The sequence below is a fragment of the Hydrogenophaga sp. genome (assembly GCF_051858985.1).
GTDB lineage: Bacteria > Pseudomonadota > Gammaproteobacteria > Burkholderiales > Burkholderiaceae_C > Hydrogenophaga.
The window spans coordinates 157,377-178,511 of record NZ_JBHYGM010000003.1; the positions used below are offsets into that span (position 1 = coordinate 157,377).

Below are 21,135 nucleotides of genomic sequence, written 5' to 3' on the forward strand. Positions count from 1 at the left end.
TGACACAAAGCGCCGATCCAATCGGCGCATGAAGACCGTCGACCTCATCTACTTCAACGCCGGGGGCGGTCACCGCGCTTCGGCGCTCGCCCTGCAGGCCGTGCTCGCCGCCCAGGAATGGCCCTGGCAGGTGCGGCTGGTGAACCTGTTCGAGGTGCTGGACCCGCGCCAGCGCTTTCGCGCCGTGACCGGCAAAGCCCCGGAAGACTGGTACAACCGCCGCCTGGCGCGCGGCTGGACCATCGGCATGGCGCAGGAGCTCAAGCTCCTGCAGGGGCTGATCCGCCTGGGCCACCCCATGCTGGTGAAGCAGCTCCAGCAGCACTGGCTGCGCACCGAGCCCGACCTGGTGGTGTCGCTGGTGCCCAACTTCAACCGCGCCATGTTCGACAGCCTGGCCAGCGCCCTGCCCGGCGTGCCCTACGCCACGCTGCTGACCGACCTGGCCGATTTCCCGCCCGCCTTCTGGATCGAGCGCGACCTGCCGCAGCATTTCATCTGCGGCACGCCGCGTGCGGTGGTGCAGGCGCTCGCCATGGGTCACGATGCCAGCCGCGTGCACGCCACCACCGGCATGCTCGTGCGGCCCGAGTTCTACCTGCCGCGCCACGCCGCAGACCGTGCGCAGGCACTGGCCGAACTGGGCCTCGATCCCGCGCGGCCCACCGGCCTGGTGATGTTCGGCGGCCACGGCTCGCGCGCCATGCTCGGCATTGCCGAACGCCTGTGCGCCACCACGCAACTCATCTTCGTCTGCGGGCACAACGCCGCGCTGGCCCGGCGCGTGCAGGAACTGCCCGCCGGTGCGCCACGCCATGTGGTCGGCTTCTGCGCCGATGTGCCGCGCCTCATGCAGTGCGCCGACTTCTTCATCGGCAAGCCCGGCCCCGGCAGCCTGAGCGAGGCGGTGCAGATGGGCCTGCCGGTGATCGTGACCGACAACGCCTGGACCATGCCGCAGGAGCGCTACAACGCCCAGTGGGTGCGCGAACACCGACTGGGCATCGTGCACCGCAGCTTTCGCACCATCGACCGCGCCGTGGCCGACCTGCTGGCCGACCTGGAAGGCTATCGCCAGCGCGTGAGGCGGGTCAACAACCGCGCACTGTTCGAGGTGCCGCACATCCTGGAGCGCATCCTGAACCAGGCGGACCAGCTGCCCGCCTCGCCCGGTCCAGAAGGCGACAGTGCAGGGTTATTTTTACAAAGCACACGCTTGCCATAAATAGGCGCCACTGCTAAGGTGCGCTCCATGAACCTGGAGACACCCGACCTCGAGACGCCGCGCCGCGCGCGTGGCCGCCCGCGCAAGACCGTCGATGAGCGCGATGACGGCAACCGGCGCCGCGAGTTGATCGAAGGCGCTGCGCGCCTGTTCCGCCAGCAGGGCTTTGCCGCCACCACCACGCGCGACATCGCCGCCGCCGTGGGCATGCGCTCGGGCTCGCCCTTCTACCACTTCGAAAGCAAAGAGGCGCTGCTGGCCGCGGTGATGCTCGAAGGCATGCAGGGCGCCTTGCGCCGCCAGAACGCGGCGCTGGCGCTGCTCGCGGTCGACGCCCCGGCGCGTGATCGCCTGCACGCGCTGGTGCGCAACCATTTCGACGTGCTGCTCGGTCCCGACAGCGACTTCATTCCCGTCATGCTGTACGAATGGCGCTCGATCGACGTGGCGCAGCGCGGCGAGGTGAACCGGCTGAAAGACGAGTACGAGGCCGCCTGGTCGCCGGTGCTCAAGGCCCTGCACGACCAGGGCCGGCTCGCAGCCGATCCGGCGCTCGCGCGGCTCATGATCTTCGGTGCGCTGAACTGGTCGGCCCAGTGGTACGTGCCGCCCTCGGGCCGCAGCGCCCGGTCGCGCGGTCGGGCATCGCTCGACGAGCTCACCACCTCCGCCCTGCAACTTTTCCTGAAGGAGCCCCGATGAGCCACGGGAACACCTACCGCTCGGCGTTCGCACCGGGCCTCTTCGCCGGCCGTGTGGTGGTGGTCACCGGCGGCGGCTCGGGCATTGGGCGCTGCACCGCGCACGAACTCGCCAGCCTGGGCGCGCACGTGGTGCTGATCGGGCGCAACCTCGCCAAGCTGCAGGACGTGGCCGGCGAGATCGTGGCCGACGGCGGGCGCGCGAGCTTCCACGCCTGCGACATCCGCCAGGAAGACACCGTGCGCACCGTGGTCACCGCCATCGTCGGCGCGCACGGCCGCATCGACGCGCTGGTCAACAACGCCGGTGGCCAGTACATCTCGCCGCTGGAGAACATCAGCGCCAAAGGCTGGCAGGCGGTGATCGACACCAACCTCACCGGCGGCTTCCTGATGGCGCGCGAATGTTATGTGCAGAGCATGCAGGCCCAAGGCGGCGCGGTGGTCAACATCATTGCCGACATCTGGGGCTCCATGCCCGGCATGGGCCACAGCGGCGCCGCGCGCGCCGGCATGGTGAGCTTCACCGAGACAGCCGCCATGGAATGGGCCAAGAGCGGCGTGCGCGTGAACGCGGTGGCGCCGGGCTACATCGCCTCCAGCGGCATGGACCACTATCCCCCGGAGGCCGGCTCCATGCTGCGCGAGATGCGCGAAACCGTGCCGGCCGGCCGCTTCGGCAACGAAGCCGAAACCTCGGCTGCCATCGTCTACCTGCTCTCGCCCGCGGCCAGCTTCGTCAGCGGCACGGTGCTGCGCGTGGACGGCGCGCGCCCACAGGTGCGCATGGGCTGGGGCCAGGTGGCGGCACCGGTGGACGTGCAGGCGCGCGACGCCGTTAAGCCCTTCGACGGGTTTCACCGGTATGTGACGCCCAAGGTGTTCCAGTCCTGAAGCGGCACCATGTTTGAATCGAGCTTCAACCCGCAGAGCCCGCAGGCCCTGCAGCGCCGCGAAGCGATGCTCGCGCGCATTGCGCAGTTGCGCGCGCTCGAAGACCGCGCCGCCCAGGCCTCGGCAAGGTCGAAACCGGTGTTCGACAAGCGCGGCCAGTTGTTGCCGCGCGAGCGCGTGGCCCTGCTGCTGGACCCCGGCGCGCCCTATGTGCCGCTGTGTTCGCTGGCCGGCTTCCTGCAGGACACGAAAGACCCGGAGAAATCCGTGCCTGGCGGCGGCATCGTGGCCGGCATGGGCTTCATTGCCGGTGTGCGCTGCATGGTGGTGGCCAGCGACTCGGGCATCGAGGCCGGCGCCATCCAGCCGCGCGGGCTGGAGAAGATCCTGCGTGTGCAGGAGATCGCCCTGCAGAACAAGCTGCCTTTCGTGCACCTGGTGGAAAGCGCCGGCGCCAACCTCACCAGATACCAGGTGGAAGGCTTCGTGCACGGCGGCTCGCTGTTCCGCAACCTGGCGCGCCTCTCCGCCGCCGGCATCCCGGTGATCACCGTGCAGCACGGCTCGGGCACGGCCGGCGGTGCCTACATGCCCGGCCTGAGCGACGTGGTCATCATGGTGCGCGGTCGCTCGCGGGCCTTTCTGGCCGGGCCGCCGTTGTTGATGGCGGCCACCGGTGAGGTGGCCACCGAAGAAGAGCTGGGCGGGGCGGAGATGCACACCGGTGTGTCCGGGTTGGGCGAGTACCTGGCGGAGGACGACCGGCAGGCGCTGGGGATTGCGCGGCGCATCATGGCGCAGTTGCGGCCCACCGTTCGGGCTGAGCCTGTCGAAGCCTTTGAGAGCCCTTCGACAGGCTCAGGGCGAACGGGTATCGCGAAACCTGCGTCGGATGCGGACGACCTGCTTGCCCTCATGCCCCCGCACCACCGCGAGCCGGTGGACATGCGCGAAGTCATGGCCCGCATCGTCGATGGCGCCGAGCTGCTCGAGTTCAAGGCGCTCTACGGCGCCGCCACGCTGTGCGTGCAGGCCCGCATCGGCGGCCACGCGGTGGGCATCGTCAGCAACAACGGCCCCATCGACGTGGCCGGCGCCAACAAGGCCACGCACTTCATCCAGTGGATGTGCCAGCTCGGCCACCCGCTGATCTACCTGCAGAACACCACCGGCTACATGGTGGGCAAGGAGAGCGAGCAGGGCGGCATGATCAAGCACGGCAGCAAGATGATCCAGGCGGTGACCAACGCCACCGTGCCGCAGATCACCATCCAGTGCGGCGCGTCGTTCGGCGCGGGCAACTACGGCATGTGCGGACGCGGCTACGAGCCGCGTTTTCTCTTCAGCTGGCCTCAGGCAAAAACGGCGGTGATGGGCGGCGAGCAGGCCGCGCGCACGATGCAGATCGTGGCCGAAGCCGGCATGGCGCGCAAAGGCATCACGCCCGACCCGGTGCAGATGCAGGCCCAGTTCGACCACATCGTGAACGTGTTCGAGACCCAGGCCGACGCGTTCCACACGAGTGGCCTGGTGCTCGACGACGGCGTGATCGACCCGCGCGACACGCGCGCCGTGCTCACCTTCTGCCTCGACACCGTGGCCGAAGCTAATGAAAAAACCTTGCGACCCATGCAGTTCGGCGTGGCGCGCATGTAGACCCACAGGAGACGACCCCATGCAGTTCACCCACGAACACCGCGAGATCCAGAAGACGCTCAAGCGCTTCATCGACGAACAGATCAATCCCCATGTGGACGAGTGGGAGGCGGCCGAGATCTTTCCTGCGCACGACGTGTTCAAGGGCCTGGGCCAGCTCGGCCTGCTGGGCCTGACCAAGCCCGAAGCCCAGGGTGGCGCGGGTCTGGACTACTCCTACGGCATGGCCATGGCCGAGACGCTGGGCCACATCCATTGCGGCGGCGTGCCCATGGCCATTGGCGTGCAGACCGACATGGCCACGCCCGCGCTCGCGCGCTTCGGCAGCGATGAACTGAAGGCGCAGTTCCTGGCTCCTGCCATTCAGGGCGACACCGTCGGCGCCATCGGCGTGAGCGAACCCGGTGCCGGCAGCGACGTGGCGGCCATCAAGACCTACGCCCGCAAGGACGGCGACGACTACGTCATCAGCGGCCAGAAGATGTGGATCACCAACAGCCTGCAGGCCGACTGGATCTGCCTGCTGGTGAACACCAGCGAAGGTCCGCAGCACAAGAACAAGAGCCTGGTGATGGTGCCCCTGCGCGAGAACGGCAAGACCGTCAAGGGCTTCGAAGTCGGCAAGAAGATCCGCAAGATCGGCATGCACAGCAGCGACACAGGCCTGATCTATTTCGACGAGGTGCGCGTGCCCCAGCGCTACCGCATTGGCCAGGAGGGTGCGGGCTTCATCTACCAGATGCAGCAGTTCCAGGAAGAGCGCCTGTGGTGCGCGGCGAGCACGCTGCAGAGCCTCACCAACTGCATCGAATGGACCGTGGAGTGGGCGCAGGAGCGCAAGCTGTTCGGCGCCAGCCTGTCCGACCAGCAGTGGGTGCAGTTCAAGCTGGCCGAACTCAAGACCGAGGTGGAAGCCCTGCGCGCGCTCACCTACCAGGCGTGCGAGCATTACATCGCCGGCGAAGACGTGACCGAATGGGCCACCATGGCCAAGCTCAAGGCCGGGCGCCTGAACCGCACCGTGCCCGACACCTGCCTGCAGTTCTGGGGCGGCATGGGCTTCACGCTGGAGAACAAGGTCTCGCGCATGTACCGCGACGGCCGGCTCGCCTCGATCGGCGGCGGTGCCGACGAGGTGATGCTGGGCATCCTCTCCAAGATCATGGGCATTGCGAAGAGGCCTGCCCGATGAACGAAGTCTTTCAGATCGAACGCGACGGCGGCGTCGAGCGCTGGACGCTCCACGACCCCGGCACCCGCAATGCCCTCAGCGAGCCCATGGTGGTCGGCCTGTACGAGGCGACGCTGCGCGCGCAGAAGGACACCGCCCTGCGCGTGGTCGTGCTCACCGGCGCGGCGGGCGCATTCAGTGCCGGCGGCAGCCTGGGCGCCTTTGCCAGCGCCATCGGCCAGCCGCTGCAGCCGGGCGAGTCCGACCCCCTGATCCCCGTGAACCGCCGCTTCGGCGACGTGCTGCATGCGCTGTGCGCGCTGCCGCAGATGCTGGTGTGCGCGGTGGACGGGCCGGCCATGGGCGGCGGCTTCGGTCTGCTCTGCTGTGCGGACCACGTCATCGCCACCGAGCGTTCGGTGTTCGCCACGCCCGAGGTCACGCTCGGCCTGCCGCCGGCCCAGATCGCGCCCTTCGTGTGGCAGCGCCTGGGCGACGCCAAGGCCCGCCAGTGCCTTCTGCAGGGGCGCAGCTATTCGGGTGAAGAGGCCAGGGCGCTCGGCCTGGTGGACGAACTCGTGGCCGACGGCGCACTGGGCACCGCCCTGCGGGCCCGCCTCACCGAAATGCTGCGCACCGCGCCCGGCGCCATGGCCAGTTCCAAGCGGCTGCTGCAGTTGCTGCGCGATGAAGTGGCCGACCTGCGCGACGAGGCCGCCATCGCCTTCGCCGATGCGCTGCGGGGCCCCGAGGCCCCCGCCGGACTGACCGCTTTCGCGAAAAAGCAGCCCCCACCCTGGGCCCCAAAGTCGTGAAACGCCTGCTGATCGCCAACCGCGGTGAAATCGCGCGCCGCGTCATCCGCACCGCTCACGCCATGGGCATCGACACCGTGGCGGTGTACTCGGCGCCAGATGCCCACGCGCTGCACGTGCGCGAGGCCACCACCGCGTTTGCGCTGGGCGGCAGCAGCTCGGCCGATTCCTACCTTCGCGTGGACCGCCTGCTGGCCGCCGCGCGCGCCACCGGCGGCGATGCCGTGCACCCCGGCTACGGCTTCCTCAGCGAGAACGCCGACTTCGCGCAGGCGGTGATCGACGCCGGCCTCATCTGGGTCGGCCCGCCCCCTGCGGCCATCCGCGCACTCGGCAGCAAGTCCGCCGCCAAGGCGCTGGCCGAGTCGCACGGCGTGCCCTGTCTGCCGGGCTATTTCGGCAGCGACCAGCGCGAGGAAACCTTCATCGCCGAGGCCGAGCGCGTCGGCTTCCCGCTGATGGTGAAGGCGGTGGCCGGTGGCGGCGGTCGCGGCATGCGGCTGGTGACCGAAGCCGCCCAACTCAAGCCGGCCCTGCAGAGCGCGCGCTCCGAAGCGCTGGCGGGTTTTGCCAATGGCGACCTGCTGATCGAGCGCGCGCTGCTGCGTCCACGGCACGTGGAGGTGCAGGTGTTCGCCGACGCGCACGGCCACTGCGTGCACCTGGGCGAGCGGGACTGCTCGGTGCAGCGCCGCCACCAGAAGATCATCGAGGAATCCCCCAGCCCGGCCGTGTCGCCTGAATTGCGCGAAGAACTGGGCCGCTGCGCCGTGGCCCTGGCGCAGGCGGCGGGCTATGTGGGTGCGGGCACGGTGGAATTCTTGCTGGAGGGCGAAGCGTTTTATCTGATGGAGATGAACACCCGCCTGCAGGTGGAGCATCCTGTGACCGAAGCGCTCACTGGACTCGACCTGGTTGAATGGCAGATTCGCGTCGCGCGCGGTGAACCACTGCCGCTCACGCAGTCGCAGGTGCAGCTCAGCGGCCACGCCATCGAGGTGCGCCTGTGCGCGGAAGACGACCGCTTCACGCCGCACACCGGCCGCGTGCTGCACTTCGCCGAACCGGCTCTGTCCGGCGGTCTGCGCTTCGACCACGCGCTGGAGACCGGCAGCGAAGTCACCCCGCATTACGACGCCATGCTCGGCAAGCTGATTGCCCACGCGCCCACGCGCGCCCAGGCCATCGAGCGCCTGGCCCACGCGCTGGACAGCACCCAACTGCTCGGGCTGCCCACCAACCGCGCGTTTCTGGCGGCCTGCCTGCGCCACCCGGTGTTTGGCGCGGGTGAGGCGCTGATCCCCTTCCTCGCTGAACACGGCGACGGCATCCGCGAATCGCTGCAGCCACCGGCCGATGCGCTGCTGGCCGCGGTGCTGGTGGCGGCGTTCTTCCCGCAAGCACCGGCGCAGGCCCTGCCGTGCCCGTTTGCGCGCGCGCTGCGCTGGCAGCACGGCGACGCGGTGCTGGAACCGCTGGTGCGCGAAACCGGCCAAGGCACCTTGAGCGTGACGCTGGACGAGCGCAGCGCGCAGGCCAGCCTGGCGCCGGGCCGCGTGCTCATCGACGGCGTGGCCTGGCCTGTGGCTGCCGCGCCGCTGGGCGGTGGGCGCTGGCAGGTGCAGGCGGGTGCGCACACCCTGGAACTCACCGACCTCAGCCTGGCACCGCGCGAGCGCGCGGGTGGCGCCAGCGCCGCGCGCGAACTGCGCGCCCCGTTCAACGGCAAGCTCATCGCCGTGCACGCGCAAGCCGGCTCGGCCCTGGCCAAGGGCGCGCCGCTGCTCGTGATCGAATCCATGAAGCTCGAACACACCCTGGCCGCCCCGCGCGACCTCACGGTGGAGGGCGTCTCGGTCCACATCGGTCAACAGGTGGCGCCCGGCCAGCTGCTGGTGACCTTTTCCGCCTGACTGCATGAACACCGCAGAAGACCGCGCTGCGCTCATCGACACGGTGAAGCGCTTCGCCACGCAAGCCATTGCCCCCAACGTGAACGCCTGGGACGAAGCCGGCAAATTCCCCCGGGCGCTGCACCAGCAGGCCGCCGAACTCGGCCTGCTCGGCCTGGGCTACCCCGAACATCTCGGCGGCACGCCCGCGCCCTGGCGCGCGCGCAACGCCTTGTCTCAAACGCTGGCGCGCTTTGGCGGCAGCGGCGGCGTGATGGCCAGCCTCTTCACGCACAACATCGGCCTGCCGCCCATCCTGAAACACGGCTCGCCCGAGCTGCAGGCCGAGGTCATTCCGCCCGTGCTGCGCGGCGAGCAGATCGCCGCCCTGGGCATCACCGAACCCGGCGGCGGATCTGACGTGGCCGCGCTGCGCACCACCGCGCAGCTCGACGGAGACCACTACGTCATCGACGGCGAGAAGGTGTTCATCACCTCCGGCATGCGCTGCGACTGGATCACCCTCGCCGTGAGGACGGACCTGAACAGCAAGGGCGCCAGCGGCATCAGCATGATCGTGGTGCCCTGCAGCGGACCCGGGGTTTCGCGCAGCCGGCTGGAGAAGATGGGCTGGCATTGCTCCGACACCGCGCACCTGCGCTTCGACGGCGTGCGCGTGCCGGCGCGCTACCGGCTGGGCGAAGAGGGCGCCGGCTTTCGCATGGTCATGACCAACTTCAACGGCGAGCGCCTGGCCATGTCCGCCATGGCGCTGGGGTTTGCCGAAGCGTGTTTCGACGAAGCCCTGGCCTGGGCGCGCCAGCGCAGCACCTTCGGCGCGCCCCTCATCGACCGCCAGGTGATCCGCCACAAGCTCATGGACATGCAGATGCGCATCCACTCCACCCAGGCCTGGCTCGATGCGCTGGGCGACCGGGTGGACGCGGGCGATGCCGGCAATGATTGGGTGGCGCAGGTGTGCCTGCTGAAAAACCACGCCACCCAGACCATGCAGTTCTGCGCCGACGCCGCCGTGCAGATCCTCGGCGCCATGGGCTTCATGCGCGGCACGGTGAGCGAGCGCGTGTACCGTGAAGTGAAGGTCATGATGATCGGCGGCGGCGCCGAGGAAATCATGAAGGAACTCGCCGCACGACAATCGGGCCTATGAGCAAGACCCACACCGCCCCCGCCAAGCCGGTGGAATTCGAACCCGAGTTCCTCTCCGCCCTCACGCAGATGTTCGAGGAAAAGATCGTCTTCAACCACGTGCTGGGCCTCAAGATCACCAGCATCCGCCCCGAACTCGTCACCGCCCGCATCGACATGAAGCCCGAGCTCATGGGCAGCTTCGTGCACAACCGCATCCACGGCGGCGTGGTCAGCGCGGGGTTGGACGCCATGGCCGGCCTGGCCTGCATGGCCGCGATCGGCGCCCGCCACATGGACGAAGCCCCGCTGCAACGCCTGCACCGCTTCGCCAAGCTCGGCACCATCGACCTGCGCGTGGACTACCTGCGCCCCGCCATCGGCGACCACTTCGAACTGCGCGCCGAAGTCCTGCGCCTGGGCTCCCGCGTGGCCAGCACGCGCATGGAATTTCTGGGAGCTGATGGCAAGCTGCTGTCGACCGGGGCGGGCGCTTACATCGTGTCTTGATGGGTCACACGCATGCAACCACCAATTCTGTTCTTCTCATCGCCCTGTTCATGGGTCCCTGCGCTTGCGCTCTGTCTTCTCGCCCACGCTCCGCATGCCCAGGCACAGTCCTACAGGGAGACCATGAGCGCGATGGCGGCGCAGGAGTTCTATGGCGACGTTCAGCGTCGAATCAGCGCTTCCACGCACGATGGCCCCACCTATTACCTGCGTGGAAACTACACGCTCACGCCGGAGCAGGAGCGTTATCTGGAAGAACGGCGCCAGAACGACGAGAAGCTCAACGAGCTCCGCAAAGACCCCGTGCTCATGCGGTATGTCAATGGCCACTGGCAGCACTACCAGGCCAGGTCTTCGGCCCTGCCTGGCGAGTTCTGCGCCGCCACCTACACCAACCTGCACGGCTCCATCACCCTGAACGGGGTCGACAAATCGTGGGAGGGCGGCCTGCTGACCTTCATTGGCAAGAAGATTCCCAGGCCGAACCAGTTTCGTGAGATCACGGCCACCCTCACGCAGTCGGGGGACGCGCCCGCCACCGTGAGAATCTTCAACGCCCCGGCGAGCCCGGCCATGCACGGCCACGGCACGCTCATCTTTGCGGTGCCGAGCATGAAGGCCGCGCTGGCCGGCATGTCGGACAAGCAGGATTTCGTCATCACCATCGAAGGGCAGGAGGTGTTCCGGATGGGATGGAAAGAAGGCAAGGGTGCCCGTGACAACCTGCAGAAATGCATGCGCTGATCGCTGAGTTGGAAAAGGCTTCGGGCCGGCGATCCTGCGGACCCGAGGCCATGGCTTCTCGGCTGTCGTCGTGGTCGTGCAGGGTGCCGTCCTGTCCCATCGCTACAACGAAGGCCCGCCTGCGGACCTGGGGGCATGGCTGGCACGTGATGGGTCGCGCTCTGCCATCAAGGCCCGCCGCCACTGCGGGACGGGTTCGCCGTTCATGATGGCCAGCACCTGCTGTCGCTGAGTGCCTTCGGGCAGCAGGGCGGCAGCATCCTTGAAGGCCTTGATCTCTTCGGCGCCGTAGGCGAGCACCTTCTCGCCGTTCGATGGCGTGAGAAGCTCGCGCAACACAGTGTCTCGATCGGTGCCGTCTTTCATGTGCGGGAGGTAAAAGGCCGCCCAGGCGATGAGATCACCCTGGCTTTTCGAGACGGCAGCAATCGTCTCCGGGTTGAGGAGTTTCGCCAGCGTGGATTGCTTTCTTTCTGTGTCGGGCAGCATGGTGGCCGCTGGCAACGCGTTCATGACATCCCGAGGCTCTGGCCAGTTGCAAAGGGCTTCCAGCGGAGCACCCTGCAGCAGCATGTCCGCCGCCGTCAGCCCCTTCTTGCCATCCTGCTTGTTCCAGTACGCCGTGGCGTACAGCACCTGGCCGAGAGCCACGGGTTCCGGGCGCGCCACTAGCGATTCGCAGGCGGCGCGAGAAGCAAGGGAGCCCATTGCCTGGGTGAGCTGGCCGACATTCGAGACCGACATGGCCGCCATCGCCATTCGCCCTATGGCACGCGGGTCTGCCGATGTCTCCAGGGACTTGCACACCTCTGGCGTGGCGATCCGGTCTGCCAGTTCGGTCTGCAATTGGCCATCGGGCAGGGCATCCACGAGCTTCGCTGCCCGGCCTATGGCCTCGTGTCCGCCGTGGAGACCGCTCGTGGCGGCATTCACCAGCGTATCGAGTGCCCGATCGGAGAACAGACGATCCGCCACCTCGTTGAGCCTTTCCGGGTCCCGTATGAATGACGCAGCGAATGCCATGGATCCAATTTCGACGTGACCGCCTCGATCCGCAACCTCGACACAAGTCTCGTCCGACAGATAGCGTTCCACCAAGTCGCTGCGATGCTCGAGGTTCTGGGTGAGCAAGGCGCCCTCCACCAGATACGCGTTGCTCACAGCGTCTGTGGGCTTTGGTGCGGGACGGGCCGGTATCAGCAGGGTCTGCAGCAGCCGCGCTTTGGTGGCGGCATCTGGTTGCAGTGAGACGGCCCGCGCCGCGTTGGCCAGTTGCGGCACGGTGGCCTCAGCAGCCAGCGTCATGCAGGCTTCTTCCGTCATCAGATGGTTGGCCAATCTCGCCTGCAGCTCGCGGTCGCTGCTTCCACCCTCAACGATGGCACGCGCCATGGTGGCGATGGTGAAGGCATCCGGTTTGGCTGCTGCACCAGACAGCGTGGACGGTGGCAGCAAATCGCGCAGAATCTCCATCTGCTTCTCTGGCGGCAGCGCCAGCACGACCAGGGAGGCCTTGGCGGCCAGCGGCGGAAACCGGGAAATGGTTTCACGGAGCTCGACGGGCGAGAGCTCATCAGCTAAAGCCCTCAGTGCAGATCGGGACGTCGAATCGCGCGCTTTGCGCTCGATCTCATTGCACAGGATGGTCAACTGTTGCAGCGTCATCGAATCGGGGACTGGTGGCATGGTCTGGTGGCCTGGCAGCGCCGGCAGTAGTGAAGATGCCCGGCAGCCTAGGTGGCCTCGTGCAAGCAGGCTGAAAAAGACACAGGCTGTTTGAATGCGGCCACCAAGCGCCACGAAGTGCCGCAAAGCGCCGGCTCAAGAGCGCGGCGGAGGCTTGTCGCTTGGCTCCGGCGCCGCGTCGAACAGATCCATCTGCGGCACCTTCAGCAGCGCCTGCGCCTCGGCCACCGTGCCCGCCAGCCACTGGCCCACGTCGCCCTGCTCGATCGGGATCACGCTGCGCTTGTCCTGCTGGTCTGGCGGCAGCGGCTGGCGCGTGGCCGGGTCCACCTCGGGCTTGTGCATGCGGCCCATGAGCGGGTGGCCATTCGCGTGCAGCGTGAGCATGGTGTAGCTCTCGTGCACCGCGCCCGAGCGGCGGTCCACCCAGCGGTGCCACAGCCCCGCCAGGCCCCAGGGCTCGCCATCGGCCCGCTGGAAGCGCCACCACACATTGCGGCCCGTCTCCCAGTTGGGCTCGTAGAACGCCGTGGCCGGAATGATGCAGCGCTGCCCCCGCGCCCAAGCATCCCGAAAACTCGCCTTGCTCGCCATCTCTTCCGAGCGCGCGTTGTAGGTGGCGAACTTCACATCCGGCGAAACCGCAAACGGCGGAATCAACCCCCAGCGCCCCGCCACCAGCTCCAGAGAGAAGCCCTCCACATCACCCCGCGAGCGCCGCAGAAACGGCCCCGTCTGCCGAGGAAACAACTCCACCCCGAACACCTGACGCAACCACGCCTCGCTGTTGTCGCGGCCAATGTGCCAGGCGCGCTCGATGGCGCCTTGTTCGGGGGAGATGTAGCGGGTGCACATGTGGATGGCCGATGCTTCACACAGACGTGTCATTGCGGAACGTAGATCGCTGCTTAATGCGCGCTTCAATGCACACGCCGTTCCGCGCGCAGACCCTACAAATCGCCTTAAAGGGGATTTTGGCTTTCAAGGAACTATTCCACGAATCTGCTATTGCAGTTGGTTGGGCGTTCGTCCAGAAAATTCTATGCGTCTACTATCAGCAGCATTGGATGCTTAGTTCGACCTTGAACTATTCAGCGAGGAGAACCCATGAGAAGTTCAATAACTCGGGGACTGATTGAAGCAGAACCCATATTTTCCCCGAAAGAGGAAGCGCATAGCGATCGCGCTGCTCCGAATCCTGCGGCCTTGATTGAGGCGATGCGCTCTTTGGGCTACACCCTTGAGACTGCAGTAGCCGACATCGTTGACAACAGCCTCTCACATGGCGCGAGCAATGTTCATATTCAATTTGACTGGGCTGGCCCCGCCTCGACGGTTTCAATTTCCGACGACGGCAACGGAATGAGTGAAAAGCGGTTAGTGGAGGCCATGCGCGCGGGATCACATGACCCGCGTGCGGAACGAGCAGCAGGAGATTTGGGCCGGTTCGGCTTGGGACTGAAAACGGCATCTTTTTCGCAGGCTAGTCGCTTGAGTGTGATGACGCGAGCCAAGGGGCTACCCGAAGCCATCCGAGTCTGGGATTTGCCGCATGTGTCCAAGGTGAACGACTGGCTGCTGTTGCGTGAGGTCAGCGCAAGCGCCTCTTTACAAGCGGAGTGGATGCGTAGCCAGTCCTCAGGCACATGCGTGGTTTGGGAGGGCGTGGATCGACTGGTAGGGGACGCGAGCGCAGATAACGTGAACGCACACAAAGCATTCATGGAAGCAGCCGACCGCGTCGCAATCCATCTGGCTATGGTGTTTGGCGAGTTCCTCATCGGCGCTAGCGCAGTGAAGATCACCATAGGAAATGTTGCGCTATCTCGCTGGGATCCCTTTCTGCGGGATCATTCTGCTACACAGGTACTTCCCCAGGAGCAGCTTGCTGACGGCCGACACGGTATTTCCGTGCAGCCATATGTCCTGCCGCACCACTCGCGACTATCCAAGAGCGAATTCGTGACAGCAGCGGGCGCCAAGGGATGGAACTCGCATCAGGGCTTTTACGTTTATCGGAATCGGAGACTGATCTCTGCAGGGGGCTGGCTCTCTTTGGGACTTACTCGCGATGAGCATCTGAAGCTCGCGCGAATTCGGATCGACTTGGGCAATGAAGTCGACTTCGACTGGAAGCTGGATGTGCGCAAGTCGGTGGCCAGCCCGCCGATTGCGTTGCGGCAGGAGTTGCGACGCATCGCGCGCCTGACGCGTGAACGTGCTCAAGAGGTTTATCGCCACCGTGGGCGGCGAATCGTGGCAGCCAGCCCGGATGACCAATCCACTGTCTGGGAGGCAAGACAGATGCGTGGCAAGACCTTGTTTCGCATCAGTAGAGATCACCCATTGGTCAGGGCATTGACAGGCCCAGATGAAAGTGGGCGCGCCACAGAGGCCCTGCTCAAACTAGTGGAGCAGACGATTCCATTGGCCTCGATCTACATTCGCCATGCTGAGGCTCCGAACGATCAACCGACTCCGTTTGATGACACAAAGGACGCGGCCTTTAAAGAGATGCTTTGTGACCTTTACCAAGGCATGCGGGTGGCAGGGCATAGCCACGAACAGGCAGTGGCTACCCTGTCCACGCTTAGCGCCGTCAAGACCCGACCGCATTTGATTGCCACGCTCCATTCAAATCCTCCTACGCTGTCTGAGCTCGACTGATGAACCTCTCAATCACCAACTTTCTCCCTGACGCTCAAAAAGAGGCACGTGCCCAAGCACGCACTGCCCTGACTCGCTTTCCAAATCCAGATCTGGAACGCATCCGCATCTGCTGCGACAAGGCACGTCGTTTTGTTGAGGAGGACTTCGGCCAAGGGTCTGTGGATGTCGAGGAGCTCGTCGATTACTTCGCTGCCAACAGCAACATCTTCGTGCCTCTTGCACAGACGCTGAAGGATTCAAAAGACCACGTTGATTGGCTAGCAGGGCGTAGGGGAGAGATTCCATGGAAGTTCTGGCAGCGCTATCAGACTTTTCTTCAGTCAATTGAGGAACTGCCAGATCCCGTCATTCGATCCATAGAGGTTCGTACAGAAGGGATTCTGGAGCTACTAGAAGACCCGCGGCGTCCTGGTCCATGGGACAGGCGTGGGCTTGTGGTGGGGAGCGTGCAGTCCGGCAAGACGGGCAACTTCCTAGGACTCGCCAGCAAGGCTCTGGATGCTGGCTACAAACTAGTGATCATCTTGGCAGGCATCCACAACAGCTTGCGCGCGCAGACGCAGATTCGGATGGAGGAAGGCTTGCTCGGTTACAACACTGACTCAAGCCTATTTTTTGAGGAGGCAAGTACGAAGGTCGGAGTTGGCACGCTCGCATTCCCGGATCTTCCGGTGAACTCGATGACTTCCCGAGCAGAGACAGGTGACTTCAAGGCTAGCAACCTTGGGACCGTGATGCACTTGGGCGAAACACCCTTCATCGTCGTCGTCAAGAAGCACGCCAGCATCCTAGAAAATCTGCGAAAGTGGCTAACGCTAAAGAATGGGGTGGAGCTTCCCGACGGAAGCAAACTTGTCAGGGACTTGCCTATGCTTGTAATCGACGACGAGGCTGATCATTCGTCGATCAACACCAGAAAGCTCACAAAGCTAAGCGCAGACGGGATCTCTGCAGAAGAGGTGGATCCCACTCGAATCAACCAGCGTATCCGGCAGTTGCTCCAAGCTTTCGACAAAAGCGCTTATGTCGGTTACACCGCAACACCGTTCGCGAACATCTTCGTGGATCCGAGAGCCAAGCATGAAAAGTTCGGCGAGGATTTATTTCCTCGAAGCTTCATTGTCTCGTTGCCTCCGCCAGAGAACTACTTCAGTGTTGAAAGGGCCTTCGGCAACGACGGGGACTGGGATTCGGGCATTGAGGCTACGCATGGGTTGCCCATAACGCGGCTGGTTGAGGATTTCCCAACAGGGGTCGGTTCCAGTTCCGCGCTCGCTGATTTACCGGGAACGCTCAAGGAGGCGATCAATGCATTCCTTCTTGTCTGTACGGCGCGTCACGCGCGCGGCCAGACGGCGAAGCACAATTCGATGTTGATCCATGTGGCTCGTTACATCGAGGCCCAAAGCAAGATTTCCGAACTTGTTCAGACAGAACTTTTGTTCTTGCAACGACGCATCGCGAATGAACGTGATGATGCAGCAGTATCTTTGCGCGATGAACTACGGAAGCTCTGGGAATCCGACTTTGTGAAGACAACGCGCGACATTGCGGAGTGGAGCTGCCCCGAAATGAGTTGGGGGGAAATCGAGCCGTCGCTCATCGCGGCTATCTCGAAAATTCAAGTTCGCGAAATCAATGGGAGTTCCGGCGACATCCTCGACTATGAGAAACACCGCGATGCTGGCATCAGCGTGATCGCAGTGGGGGGAGACAAGCTTTCGCGCGGACTGACGCTCGAGGGGCTGTCGGTGTCGTACTACATGCGCGTATCGAAAATGTACGACTCGTTGCTGCAGATGGGACGTTGGTTTGGCTACCGGCCTGGCTATGTTGACCTCTGTCGCATATACACGTCCCGAGAATTGATCGCTTGGTATCGTCACATTGCGCTTGCGGAAGCCGAGCTTCGTCGCGAGTTCGAACGAATGGCAGTGATCAAAGCCACGCCCGAGGAGTACGGCCTTCGAGTCCGTACCCACCCCGACGGAATGATGGTGACCGCCCTGAATAAAGCTAGAGCGAGTCAGAAAGTCCAAGTTTCGTACGAAGGAACACTAACCCAGTGCGTGGTTCTCGACACGGCAGTCCACGTACGCAAAAACAACGAGAGTGCGACAACAACCCTGATTCAGAGAATGGGAGACACCAGGATGCGCACCGAAGATGGCTTATCGCCAACGCGTATATGGTCGAGGATAGATGCCGAAGCAGTTTGCGCTTGGCTTGAAGCATTCCAGTCACCCATGGGTACAAACGGTTTCGACTCGCGTCGCATCAGCCAGTTCATTAGGCGGCAGCAAGGGAGCGGCGAACTTGTCGAATGGACGGTGGCCCTGGTCAGTGCTAATGGAGGTGCTGAATCCACGGTTGCAGATCTCAAGGTCCAACTCGCAAAGAGAAGTCATGCAGGAAGTCCTCGAGAGGGGCCGTATACGTTACTCAACAGTAACGTCCTCAACCCTCCAGACCAATGGATTGACCTGAAGGGAGCGGTGCTGGACGAGCTTTGGGTGAAACACCTATTGAAGAAGCGTGCCTTCAAGATAGAACACCATGGCGAGCGTGCGGTGGTCGAAGGCGCGGTGGGACGCGACGCGCTAGAAGTAGCCCAAGAACTGAGCCTACTGCGCTTTGAGGCAGATCGAGAAGCCGGGCGTACTCGCTCCAACCAAACGGCTCCGAAGAAGCCTTTGGGGTCCGTAGTACGCGATATTCGCCCAACGAGTTGCGGACTTTTGCTGATTTATCCCCTCGACAGCTCCCACGCAGGCTTCGTCCCTAGTGACCTGCCGTTCTACACCTGCGCGATAAGCTTCCCCGCTAGCGCGACTGCAGTGCCAATCGAGTATCAAGTGAACGAGGTTTACCGCAGACTGCACTTGGATCAGTTGGAGGAGCCTGATCGTGAGGATTGAGACGCTTGAGCAGTTCTGGCAAGAAATCGAGGCTTCCCCGAAGCCTGATCAGCTGGGCTGGGTGAGGAGATTAGCGAATGCAGGGGCCGTTGTGCCGGTACATGCTGCAGTCGCGTGCCGGGGAGGCACGCGATCCATCATGCTCGATATTCCGGTGACGGCCGTGATCCTTCTCCAGCATCTGCCCTCGACAAGCGGGCTCACAGTTGAACTCGTGCCTGCGCTGCAGAATGTGCCGGAAGGCATGCGAACTTTGGCTGTCGCGTTGGAGGACTACCAGTACGTCGACATTTTCAGCGTGTTCTGCGCCGATGTAGTGGACGGCATTTCGCGATGTGTAAAGGTGCAGGATGCCGTTTTGTTATTGCTTCAACGCTTTCAGCGCTGGCAGCAATTTCTGAGTAAAGCTGTAGATGGGCTGAGTCAACAAGCACTGATTGGTCTGTACGGTGAGCTTCAGGTGTTGCGCGAAATTCTGATTCCGCTCTGTGGGATTGGCATGGTTGCCGCTTGGTGCGGAGCTCAACGAACCCCGCAGGACTTCATAGTGCCAGGTATTTGCGCTGTGGAGGTAAAGAGCACTATGGCCAGATCGATGCTGCGAGTTCGCATCCATGGTGAACGCCAACTGGACGATAACGGACTGACTTCTCTGTTTTTGGTTTGCTTTCGGCTCCAACGGGAGGAGGGAAGCGGGGAAAGCCTGAACCAACTTGTCGACGAGTTGCGGCAGCGAGCCGCGATTGCACCGGAGTTTTCAATGATTCTTGACCAGCACTTGGCCGACGCAGGTTGGTTCGAACGGCATCGTCAACGGTACGAAGCTCAGAGACTGGTAGTCGCGCAGCGGCGCTTTTTTCGCGTCGGCGAAGGCTTTCCGCGACTGCTTCCTCGCTCGTTGGCTGCGGGCATTGATGAAGTCGAGTACCAGCTCGATCTGCGGTCTTGTGAATCCATGGAGTGTGGTTTTAAGGAATTTGAAGCCTCCTTGAGGGCCCTTGAGCTTGCTTCTGGCAAATGACGATGACGCTAAACGACTACTTTCAGCAGCTGCGCAACGAAGTTCTGAACGATGCGGGAACCGACGGTGGCGAGACCTTCGTCGCCGAAGCTTTTACTCGACGCTTCCTCGACCTGCTTGCTGAAGCTGGGGAAATTGCAGATGCGGATGTCAGCTATTACGCGCGCACAGGCATGCGTGTCGATGGATATGCAGCCGACGAGAACGAAGACACACTGGATTTGTTCGTGACGCTTCGCAATGGGGGCGAGGTTCCCGAGCCCATCGAAAAGCTTCGGGTCGATACGACCTTCCGGCAGTTGGCTGGCTTTTATGCAAAGGCGCAGGCAGGCCTGCATGCAAGGATGGAAGAGGTAGAACCAGCCTTTGAGCTCGCACAAAAGATTCACCTCCAGCATCAGCAGAACGAGGGCTTTAGCCGCGTTCGCCTGTTTCTCGTCACTGATGGGATAGTCAATGTCAACCGTCTGCCAGATCCGCCAGAACTTGGGGTGGCGAATGTCACTTTGCATGTTTGGGATTTGGAGCGACTGTTCCGGTGGTACAGCTCGGGCCGGGATCGCGAGGCTATCGAGGTAGTGCTGTCAGATCGTGACTTGCCGCCGGTTAGCTGCTTGGAATTCGACCAGCCCGGAGCAGACTACGTTAGTTATTTAGCGATCTTTCCGGCCGAGGTGCTGGTGTCGATTTACGGACGTTACGGACCACGCCTCCTCGAACGCAATGTTCGCTCGTTTCTGCAGGTTCGTGGTGAGATCAATAAGGGAATCCGCGCCACGATCATGGAGGAGCCGGACCGATTTTTCGCGTACAACAACGGCCTCACCGCAACTGCATCGGAGATCGAGGTAGAGAGGCAGCCGAGCGGTGCTTTGCGAATCACGCGGTTAGTTGACTTGCAGATAGTCAATGGCGGGCAGACTACAGCCTCGCTCTTTCGTGCTGTGCGTAAGGATCGGGCCGATATCAGTCGGATCGCGGTCCAAGTGAAGCTCAACCGGGTGCGTGACCATGAGGCGCTCAGCGAGCTGGTTGGACATATTTCCAAGTTCGCCAATTCGCAGAACAAGGTTAGCGTGTCCGACTTATCGGCGAATGATCCGTTTAATCAGAGACTCGAAGAGCTCTCTCGCACCGTCTGGGCTCCAGCTAAAGGTGGAGCTCAGCTTGAGACGAAGTGGTTTTATGAGAGGGCCCGGGCGCAGTACGCAGATGGACTAGCGAGTGCGGACACACCCGCGAGGAGGTCAAAGTTCGAAAGGGAATATCCAAAAATTCAGCTATTCGGAAAAACAGATGTCGCTAAGTACGAGATGGCTTGGAACCAGTATCCTCATGTGGTGAGCCGAGGAGCACAGAAGTGCTTCGTGGTTTTTAACGAAGAGATAACCAAACGCGGTACAAACTATCGGCCCGAGAAGAGTTTCTTCGTTCACCTCATCGCGCGAAAGATCCTGTTTGACGCCTTGGACAAGATCGTGTTGAAGAAGAAGTACAGCTACAAGGCACAGGTTGTCGCATATGCACTTTCCTGGCTTTCGTTCCAGACGCGAAAGCGATTTGACTTTGATGCTGTGTGGAACGATCAAGCGATTTCGACACCAGTCCTCTTGTTCCTTGAAGACTTGGCCGAGCTTGTGCATCCCGTGATCGCGAGTCCCCCCGGTGGAAAGAATGTGACGGACTGGTACAAAAGTGAAGCTTGCTGGAAGTCTGTTCAGTTGCTTGACCTGTCATTGCCCGAAGGGCTCAAGAGTTTGGTTGATGAATCCTTGTTATCAGAAGCCATTGGTATCGACGCTCCAACAAGCGAGGAAGAGGTCGAGATCATTTGGGCTAGATCCGTCTCCGCCGAAGTTTGGTTCGAGATCTCTGCTTGGGCCAAGAGGACAGATTCGCTCGCATCTTGGCAGCGCAGCATTGCGTTCAGCCTCGGTAAGCTGTCGGGCCAAGGCCGGGCACCCTCACGCAAGCAAGCAACTCAAGGGCGGAGGCTGTATGACGAAGCGGTACGCCAAGGGTTTGCAAGTTCTGCCAAACCCGGCGATGCCTTCCTGGCGCGCTCAGGGTAAACCCCCCATCC

The 21,135-nt window shown here is 63.2% G+C and carries 16 protein-coding genes; 14 read left to right on the forward strand and 2 right to left on the reverse strand.

Annotated elements, in window-relative coordinates; all coding sequences use genetic code 11:
- Positions 1 to 28 precede the first annotated feature (28 nt).
- The 10 genes from ACTIEY_RS13190 to ACTIEY_RS13235 all read left to right on the forward strand — a co-directional run bounded on the left by ACTIEY_RS13190 (position 29) and on the right by ACTIEY_RS13235 (position 10,757).
- Positions 29 to 1,225: a glycosyltransferase gene (locus tag ACTIEY_RS13190; RefSeq protein ID WP_439519593.1), complete on the forward strand. Its 1,197-nt coding sequence runs from the start codon at positions 29 to 31 to the stop codon at positions 1,223 to 1,225.
- Between the two features lie 27 nt (positions 1,226 to 1,252).
- Positions 1,253 to 1,927, forward strand: a complete 675-nt coding sequence (locus tag ACTIEY_RS13195; protein WP_439519594.1) for a TetR/AcrR family transcriptional regulator — start codon at positions 1,253 to 1,255, stop codon at positions 1,925 to 1,927.
- Complete coding sequence (locus ACTIEY_RS13200; RefSeq protein ID WP_439519595.1) at positions 1,924 to 2,820, forward strand: SDR family oxidoreductase; 897 nt, start codon at positions 1,924 to 1,926, stop codon at positions 2,818 to 2,820. The genes ACTIEY_RS13195 and ACTIEY_RS13200 overlap by 4 nt, the downstream gene beginning before the upstream one ends.
- 9 nt (positions 2,821 to 2,829) lie before the next feature.
- Entirely contained in the window at positions 2,830 to 4,476 is a 1,647-nt protein-coding gene (locus ACTIEY_RS13205) for an acyl-CoA carboxylase subunit beta (RefSeq protein WP_439519596.1), read from the forward strand.
- A 19-nt stretch (positions 4,477 to 4,495) separates the two neighbouring features.
- Positions 4,496 to 5,668, forward strand: a complete 1,173-nt coding sequence (locus ACTIEY_RS13210; protein WP_439519597.1) for an acyl-CoA dehydrogenase family protein — start codon at positions 4,496 to 4,498, stop codon at positions 5,666 to 5,668.
- Entirely contained in the window at positions 5,665 to 6,462 is a 798-nt protein-coding gene (locus ACTIEY_RS13215; protein ID WP_439519598.1) for an enoyl-CoA hydratase/isomerase family protein, read from the forward strand. Before ACTIEY_RS13210 ends, ACTIEY_RS13215 begins: the two co-directional genes overlap by 4 nt.
- Positions 6,459 to 8,375, forward strand: a complete 1,917-nt coding sequence (locus ACTIEY_RS13220) for a biotin carboxylase N-terminal domain-containing protein (protein WP_439519599.1) — start codon at positions 6,459 to 6,461, stop codon at positions 8,373 to 8,375. The genes ACTIEY_RS13215 and ACTIEY_RS13220 overlap by 4 nt, the downstream gene beginning before the upstream one ends.
- Before the next feature lie 4 nt (positions 8,376 to 8,379).
- Positions 8,380 to 9,525, forward strand: coding sequence for an acyl-CoA dehydrogenase family protein (locus tag ACTIEY_RS13225; RefSeq protein ID WP_439519600.1), 1,146 nt, complete (start codon positions 8,380 to 8,382; stop codon positions 9,523 to 9,525).
- Positions 9,522 to 10,013, forward strand: a complete 492-nt coding sequence (locus tag ACTIEY_RS13230) for a thioesterase family protein (protein WP_439519601.1) — start codon at positions 9,522 to 9,524, stop codon at positions 10,011 to 10,013. Before ACTIEY_RS13225 ends, ACTIEY_RS13230 begins: the two co-directional genes overlap by 4 nt.
- A gap of 123 nt (positions 10,014 to 10,136) precedes the next feature.
- Positions 10,137 to 10,757, forward strand: coding sequence for a hypothetical protein (locus ACTIEY_RS13235; RefSeq protein WP_439519602.1), 621 nt, complete (start codon positions 10,137 to 10,139; stop codon positions 10,755 to 10,757).
- A 102-nt stretch (positions 10,758 to 10,859) separates the two neighbouring features.
- On the opposite strand, the gene ACTIEY_RS13240 is transcribed toward ACTIEY_RS13235, so the two are convergent.
- Both ACTIEY_RS13240 and ACTIEY_RS13245 read right to left on the reverse strand, forming a co-directional pair.
- Positions 10,860 to 12,422: a hypothetical protein gene (locus tag ACTIEY_RS13240; protein WP_439519603.1), complete on the reverse strand. Its 1,563-nt coding sequence runs from the start codon at positions 12,420 to 12,422 to the stop codon at positions 10,860 to 10,862.
- A gap of 156 nt (positions 12,423 to 12,578) precedes the next feature.
- Complete coding sequence (locus ACTIEY_RS13245; RefSeq protein ID WP_439519604.1) at positions 12,579 to 13,331, reverse strand: SOS response-associated peptidase; 753 nt, start codon at positions 13,329 to 13,331, stop codon at positions 12,579 to 12,581.
- A 219-nt stretch (positions 13,332 to 13,550) separates the two neighbouring features.
- Between ACTIEY_RS13245 and ACTIEY_RS13250 the strand changes: the two genes are divergently transcribed.
- The 4 genes from ACTIEY_RS13250 to ACTIEY_RS13265 are packed head-to-tail and all read left to right on the forward strand — an operon-like array spanning position 13,551 to position 21,124.
- The gene (locus ACTIEY_RS13250; RefSeq protein WP_439519605.1) at positions 13,551 to 15,110 is read left to right on the forward strand and encodes an ATP-binding protein; all 1,560 of its coding nucleotides are present in this window, start codon (positions 13,551 to 13,553) and stop codon (positions 15,108 to 15,110) included.
- On the forward strand, positions 15,110 to 18,031 hold the full coding sequence (locus tag ACTIEY_RS13255; RefSeq protein WP_439519606.1) for a Z1 domain-containing protein: 2,922 nt from the start codon (positions 15,110 to 15,112) through the stop codon (positions 18,029 to 18,031). Before ACTIEY_RS13250 ends, ACTIEY_RS13255 begins: the two co-directional genes overlap by 1 nt.
- Positions 18,021 to 19,052: a PD-(D/E)XK motif protein gene (locus tag ACTIEY_RS13260; RefSeq protein WP_439519607.1), complete on the forward strand. Its 1,032-nt coding sequence runs from the start codon at positions 18,021 to 18,023 to the stop codon at positions 19,050 to 19,052. Before ACTIEY_RS13255 ends, ACTIEY_RS13260 begins: the two co-directional genes overlap by 11 nt.
- A gap of 2 nt (positions 19,053 to 19,054) precedes the next feature.
- A complete protein-coding gene (locus tag ACTIEY_RS13265) occupies positions 19,055 to 21,124 on the forward strand; it encodes an AIPR family protein (RefSeq protein WP_439519608.1) in 2,070 nt (689 codons plus the stop codon).
- Positions 21,125 to 21,135: the final 11 nt, after the last annotated feature.

What these genes read in the sequence shown, in the direction of transcription:
- ACTIEY_RS13255 (WP_439519606.1), top strand. Translation starts at nt 15,110, where the DNA reads ATGAACCTCTCAATCACCAACTTTCTCCCTGACGCTCAAAAAGAGGCA.
- ACTIEY_RS13245 (WP_439519604.1), bottom strand. Translation starts at nt 13,331, where the DNA reads ATGACACGTCTGTGTGAAGCATCGGCCATCCACATGTGCACCCGCTAC.
- ACTIEY_RS13240 (WP_439519603.1), bottom strand. Translation starts at nt 12,422, where the DNA reads ATGACGCTGCAACAGTTGACCATCCTGTGCAATGAGATCGAGCGCAAA.
- ACTIEY_RS13190 (WP_439519593.1), top strand. Translation starts at nt 29, where the DNA reads ATGAAGACCGTCGACCTCATCTACTTCAACGCCGGGGGCGGTCACCGC.
- ACTIEY_RS13200 (WP_439519595.1), top strand. Translation starts at nt 1,924, where the DNA reads ATGAGCCACGGGAACACCTACCGCTCGGCGTTCGCACCGGGCCTCTTC.
- ACTIEY_RS13225 (WP_439519600.1), top strand. Translation starts at nt 8,380, where the DNA reads ATGAACACCGCAGAAGACCGCGCTGCGCTCATCGACACGGTGAAGCGC.
- ACTIEY_RS13230 (WP_439519601.1), top strand. Translation starts at nt 9,522, where the DNA reads ATGAGCAAGACCCACACCGCCCCCGCCAAGCCGGTGGAATTCGAACCC.
- ACTIEY_RS13210 (WP_439519597.1), top strand. Translation starts at nt 4,496, where the DNA reads ATGCAGTTCACCCACGAACACCGCGAGATCCAGAAGACGCTCAAGCGC.
- ACTIEY_RS13265 (WP_439519608.1), top strand. Translation starts at nt 19,055, where the DNA reads ATGACGCTAAACGACTACTTTCAGCAGCTGCGCAACGAAGTTCTGAAC.
- ACTIEY_RS13215 (WP_439519598.1), top strand. Translation starts at nt 5,665, where the DNA reads ATGAACGAAGTCTTTCAGATCGAACGCGACGGCGGCGTCGAGCGCTGG.
- ACTIEY_RS13195 (WP_439519594.1), top strand. Translation starts at nt 1,253, where the DNA reads ATGAACCTGGAGACACCCGACCTCGAGACGCCGCGCCGCGCGCGTGGC.
- ACTIEY_RS13205 (WP_439519596.1), top strand. Translation starts at nt 2,830, where the DNA reads ATGTTTGAATCGAGCTTCAACCCGCAGAGCCCGCAGGCCCTGCAGCGC.
- ACTIEY_RS13250 (WP_439519605.1), top strand. Translation starts at nt 13,551, where the DNA reads ATGAGAAGTTCAATAACTCGGGGACTGATTGAAGCAGAACCCATATTT.
- ACTIEY_RS13235 (WP_439519602.1), top strand. Translation starts at nt 10,137, where the DNA reads ATGAGCGCGATGGCGGCGCAGGAGTTCTATGGCGACGTTCAGCGTCGA.